Source organism: Intestinibacter sp. (assembly GCF_051866655.1).
Classification (GTDB): domain Bacteria; phylum Bacillota; class Clostridia; order Peptostreptococcales; family Peptostreptococcaceae; genus Intestinibacter.
Genome location: NZ_JBJDXL010000158.1, coordinates 1 through 5561 on the forward strand (window position 1 = coordinate 1; position 5561 = coordinate 5561).

Consider the following 5561-nt stretch of genomic DNA (forward strand, 5'->3'; position numbering starts at 1 on the left):
ATAAAGACTTAAGAGACGTTCATCTACAAGAAAAAATATCATATTTTTCTACAATATTAGTAAATAAAAACAACAAAATAAAATAATAATCTTAAAAAAAGATTTAAGGAGATATATTGATGAAAATAGTAGTAGGAACTAGAGGTAGTAATTTAGCTCTTGTTCAAACTAATTGGGTTGTAGATCAATTAAAAAAGGCAAACCCAGATGTTGAATTTGAGGTAAAAATTATAAAAACTAAAGGCGATTTAATAAAGGATCTACCACTAGATAAAATAGGAGATAAGGGCTTATTTGTAAAAGAAATCGAAAAGAGCCTTTTAGACAAGGAAATAGATATGGCAGTTCATAGTATGAAGGACATGCCATCATACCTTCCAGAAGGGCTTAAATTTGCAAGCTCTCCAAAGAGAGAAGATCCAAGAGATGTTCTTATATTTAAGGAAGGATACAAAAGTATAGAAGATTTACCTAAGGGTGCAAAAATAGGTACAGGGAGTAAAAGAAGAAAATATCAATTACTAAAACACAGACCTGACCTAGAAATCGTGCCTATAAGAGGAAACATCGAAACAAGAATAAAAAAAATCGAAACAGAAAATCTTGACGGTGTAGTATTAGCAGCATCAGGATTAAAGAGAGCTGGTTTAGAAGAAAAAATAGATTACTATATACCAACTGACATTATGCTACCTGCCCCTGCACAAGGAATATTAGCTCTTGAAATTAGAGAAAATGATGAAGAAACTGAACACATAATAAATTCTATAAAGGACGACACTACAAAGGTTCAAATAGATGCAGAAAGAGGTTTCTTAATAGGTGTAAATGGAAGTTGTCATATACCTATGGGTGCTTACTGTGATATAGATGGAGATAAAATTAAATTGACTGGTCTTTACGGAGATGGAGATGGAAAGAAAATCATAATTAAATCTCAAGAAGGAACTATAGAGGATGCACCAAAAATAGGATATGAATTAGCGAAAAGTGTATTAAAGGAGTTTGAAAAATAATGAAGGGGAAAGTTTACTTAGTTGGAGCAGGACCTGGAGATTATAAATTAATAACATTAAAGGGATTAGAATGTATAAGAAAAGCAGATGTTATAGTTTACGACAGACTTGCCAATATAAATTATTTAAAAGAAGCTAAAAAGGGCTGTGAGTTTATAAACGTTGGAAAAGCCTCAAGCCATCATTTATTACCACAGGATCAAATAAATAGATTAATAGCAGACAAAGCTTTAGAAGGAAAAATAGTAACAAGACTTAAAGGTGGAGACCCTTATGTTTTTGGTAGAGGTGGGGAAGAAGGAGAGCTTCTTCAAGCAGAAAATATAGATTTTGAAGTAGTGCCAGGTGTAACTTCTGCAATAGGTGGACTTTGTTATGCAGGGATTCCAATAACTCATAGAGATCACGCATCTTCATTCCATGTTATAACAGGACATCTTAGAAAAGACGGAAAAGAAAATCCTGATATAAATTGGAATGCACTTGCTAACATGAAGGGCACACTTGTATTTTTAATGGGAGTATCAAACTTAAAAAATATAAGTGAGAATTTAATAAAAGAAGGAATGGCTAAAGACACTCCAGTTGCCTTTGTAAGCTGGGCGACTCGCTACAACCAAAGAGTAGTGACTGCAACTCTTGAAAATGCTTATGAAGTAGCTGTTAGAGAAGAAGTAAAGCCACCTACACTAATAGCAGTGGGAACAGTTGTAAATCTTAGAGAAAAATTAAACTTCTTTGAAAAGAAACCTCTATTTGGTAAAAATATAATGGTCACTAGATCAAGAAGCCAAAATAGTAAATTAGTAGAGAGAATAATGGATTTAGGTGGAAATCCTATAGAAATACCTACTATAAAAATCGAAAAGGTTGAAAATAATACTGAATTAGAAAATGAAATAAAAAATCTTAAAGACTATACATACTTAGTTTTAACTAGCAAAAATGGAGTAGATATATTCTTTGATAAATTAGATGAAATGGGATTAGATTGTAGAGCACTTGCAAATATAAAAGTATGCGCAATAGGTTCAGCAACATCAAAGGCTATAGCTAAAAGAGGTATCAAAGCAGATATAGTTCCATCAAAAGCTATAGGAGAATCTCTATACGACGAACTGAAAGATGTCGTAACTAAAGAAGACAAGATTTTAATACCTAGAGCAAAAAATGCTAGAGATTTCTTAGTCGATAAATTAAACGAAATATCTAATGTGACAGAAGTTATAACATATGAAAGTGTGATGGACGACAGCAAAAAAGATGAAGCTATAAAAGTTTTAGAAGAAGGTAATTTAGATTACATAACATTTGCTAGCTCATCAACTGTTAAAAACTTTATAAACCTAATTGGAGAAGAAAATAAATCAAAATTATTTAATACAAAAATAATATCTATAGGAAAGATAACTACAAAAACTATATTAGAGAATGGTTTAGAAGTATATAAAGAATCAGAAAAAGCATCTATTGAAAGTATGATAGAAGCTATGTGTGATTAATATGCCGATTTAAAAGGAGGGCAATAATAAAATGTTAAGAAGACCAAGAAGACTTAGAGCTACAAAGGCTATAAGAAATTTAGTAAGAGAAACAAAATTACAAAAAGAAGATTTAATTTATCCTCTATTTATAGTAGATGGTGAAAATATAAAAAGAGAAATTCCTTCTATGGAAGGTGTTTACCATTTTTCTGTTGATAAACTAGAATATGAAATTAAAGAATTAGTTGAATTAGGAATAGAACATGTAATATTATTTGGTGTTCCTGATGACCACAAAAAAGACTGCTGTGGTAGTGAAGCGTACAATGACAATGGCGCTTTACAACAAGGAATAAGAAAAATAAAAGAAGTTGCACCAGAAATGGACGTAATATGTGACGTATGCATGTGTGAATATACAAGCCATGGACACTGTGGAATACTTACAGAGGATGGATATGTAGATAATGACAAAACATTAGAATATTTATCAAAAATAGCAGTAAGCTATGCTAAAGCAGGTGCAGATATGGTGGCTCCTTCTGATATGATGGACGGAAGAATAGGTGCACTTAGAAATGCATTGGATGAAAATGGATTTGAAACTGTAGCTATAATGGCATATAGTGCAAAATACGCATCAGCATTCTATGGACCATTTAGAGATGCTGCAAATTCAGCACCAGCATTTGGTGACAGAAAAACATACCAAATGGATCCAGCAAATTCTAATGAAGCTATGATAGAAGCAGATTTAGATATAGAAGAAGGTGCAGATATAATAATGGTAAAACCAGCGCTTTCTTATTTAGATATAATAAGAAGATTTAAGGATAATTATGATCTACCAATAGCAGCTTACAATGTAAGTGGAGAATATTCTATGTTAAAAGAAGCTGTAAAGAAAGGTTTACTAAGCGAATCTGCTATTTATGAGGCTGTAATGTCTATAAAGAGAGCTGGAGCTACAATCATAATCACTTACTTTGCAAAGGATTTAGCTAAGATAATTGACTAGACAAATAAAATTTTAATTATAAATTTTTTATAAGAAAAAATATAAAAAAATTGATGAAACTCTTCCTAAAAATTTTTTCGAAAAGGAAGAGTTTTCTTGTTGTAATTGATTGGAAATAGTAATGTTGATAGCAATAAATTAGAAAAAAATTGATGTTAAAAAATGTGAAAAAATTAATTTACTAAATATTTTGAATCAATTAAAAATACATATATATGGGAAAATTAGAACTTTTTATTTTTATATGGAAAAAAAAGGGGAAATACTGTATAGTATTTGATAGATATGAAGAATGAGTATATAAAATAAGGGTTTTGAAAAGGTTTTCTTCATATTGAATGTGTATAAAAATATGCAAGGGGGATTAAAGGTATATGAAAGGTATTATAGAAAAATGGAATAGCATTAGTTTAGTAAAACGTATTCTTTGCGGCTTAGTAATTGGTGCTATATTAGGTGTAGTTGCTAAACAAGCAACAGTTATCGGACTTTTAGGAGAATTATTTGTTGGAGCATTAAAGGCTGTAGCTCCAGTATTAGTATTTTTCTTAGTTATGGGATCATTAGCACAACATAAAGATGGTCAAAAAAGTAATATGGGTACAGTTATAAGTTTATATTTAATAGCTACTTTTGCAGCTGCTTTAGTAGCAGTTGTAGGAAGCTTCATATTCCCAGTTACAGTTAATTTAGGAGCAGTTGCAGCAACTCAAGATGCAGCAGCAGCACCTGGTGGAATAGGTGAAGTATTAAAAACTTTATTATTAAATATAGTTAGTAACCCAGTTAAATCAATAGTAGAAGCTAATTATATAGGTATATTAGCTTGGTCTTGTGTATTTGGTTTAGCTTTAAGAAAAGCTTCAGACAAAACTAAAGCATTATTATCAGATGTTTCAGAAGCAGTAACACAAGCAGTAAGATGGGTTATAAGCTTTGCTCCATTTGGTATAATGGGATTAATGTATACTTCTATATCAACAAGTGGTATGTCAATATTTGTAGACTATGGTAAACTATTAGGTTTATTATTAGGATGTATGATATTCGTTGCATTAGTAGTAAATCCATTGATAGTATTCTTAAACATAAGACAAAATCCATATCCATTAGTATTTAAATGCTTAAAAGAAAGTGGTATAACAGCATTCTGTACTCGTAGTTCAGCAGCAAATATACCAGTTAACATGGAATTATGTAAATCTTTAGGATTAAATGAAGATAACTATTCAGTATCAATTCCTTTAGGTGCTACTATAAACATGGGTGGTGCAGCAGTTACAATATCAGTATTATCTTTAGCAACTGTACATACTTTAGGAATACCAGTAGATATTCCAACAGCTTTAATTCTTAGTTTACTTTCAGCAGTTTCAGCATGTGGTGCTTCTGGGGTAGCTGGTGGATCTTTACTACTTATACCATTAGCTTGTAGTTTATTCGGTGTATCAAGTGATATAGCAATGCAAGTAGTTGGTATAGGATTCATAATAGGGGTTATCCAAGACTCTTGTGAAACAGGACTTAACTCTTCAACAGATGCTTTATTAACAGCAACAGCTGAATTCAAACAATGGAAAAAAGAAGGAAGAAAACTTCCTATCTAGTTACAATTTAAAATTGAAAAAAATTATTTAAATTTAGAATACTAAAAAGGCTATTACGAAGTAGATAACTATTTTGTAGTAGCCTTTTATAATTTGTAAAAAGTTATTTTACGCAGAATTGTTTTTATTGTTATAATAATAGAGTTATTGAAGTTATAATTATGAAACTTAATTTTATTTATATAAAAAATTTATTTATAAAAAAGGATATTAAGATGTAGTGGGTAAAATAATTTATTAGAAGTCAAACTGGAAAGGAGGAGCGGTAATGAAAACAATAAAAGAAATTTTAAATATATTAGAGCAATTAGATGAAAGGATTGCTGATGAATTTGAAGGTCAAGATTTAGATTTTAAAGAATGGGTATCAAATAATGCAGATGAAAAAAAAAATTATAAAGCCTCAATAGATATAATTGTTGAAGGCTGTGTATCT

General features: G+C 30.5%; 4 protein-coding genes. All 4 read left to right on the plus strand.

Features of this window, described 5'->3' with window-relative positions; translation table 11 throughout:
* The first annotated feature begins 119 nt into the window (after positions 1–119).
* The 4 genes from hemC to sstT all read left to right on the plus strand — a co-directional run bounded on the left by hemC (position 120) and on the right by sstT (position 5125).
* Positions 120–1016, plus strand: coding sequence for a hydroxymethylbilane synthase (gene hemC, locus ACI3VO_RS04655; protein WP_439756802.1), 897 nt, complete (start codon positions 120–122; stop codon positions 1014–1016).
* Positions 1016–2518: a uroporphyrinogen-III C-methyltransferase gene (gene cobA, locus ACI3VO_RS04660; protein ID WP_439756803.1), complete on the plus strand. Its 1503-nt coding sequence runs from the start codon at positions 1016–1018 to the stop codon at positions 2516–2518. Before hemC ends, cobA begins: the two co-directional genes overlap by 1 nt.
* A 31-nt stretch (positions 2519–2549) precedes the next feature.
* On the plus strand, positions 2550–3518 hold the full coding sequence (gene hemB, locus ACI3VO_RS04665) for a porphobilinogen synthase (RefSeq protein ID WP_439756804.1): 969 nt from the start codon (positions 2550–2552) through the stop codon (positions 3516–3518).
* 374 nt (positions 3519–3892) lie between these two features.
* On the plus strand, positions 3893–5125 hold the full coding sequence (sstT, locus tag ACI3VO_RS04670; RefSeq protein ID WP_439756805.1) for a serine/threonine transporter SstT: 1233 nt from the start codon (positions 3893–3895) through the stop codon (positions 5123–5125).
* Positions 5126–5561: the final 436 nt, after the last annotated feature.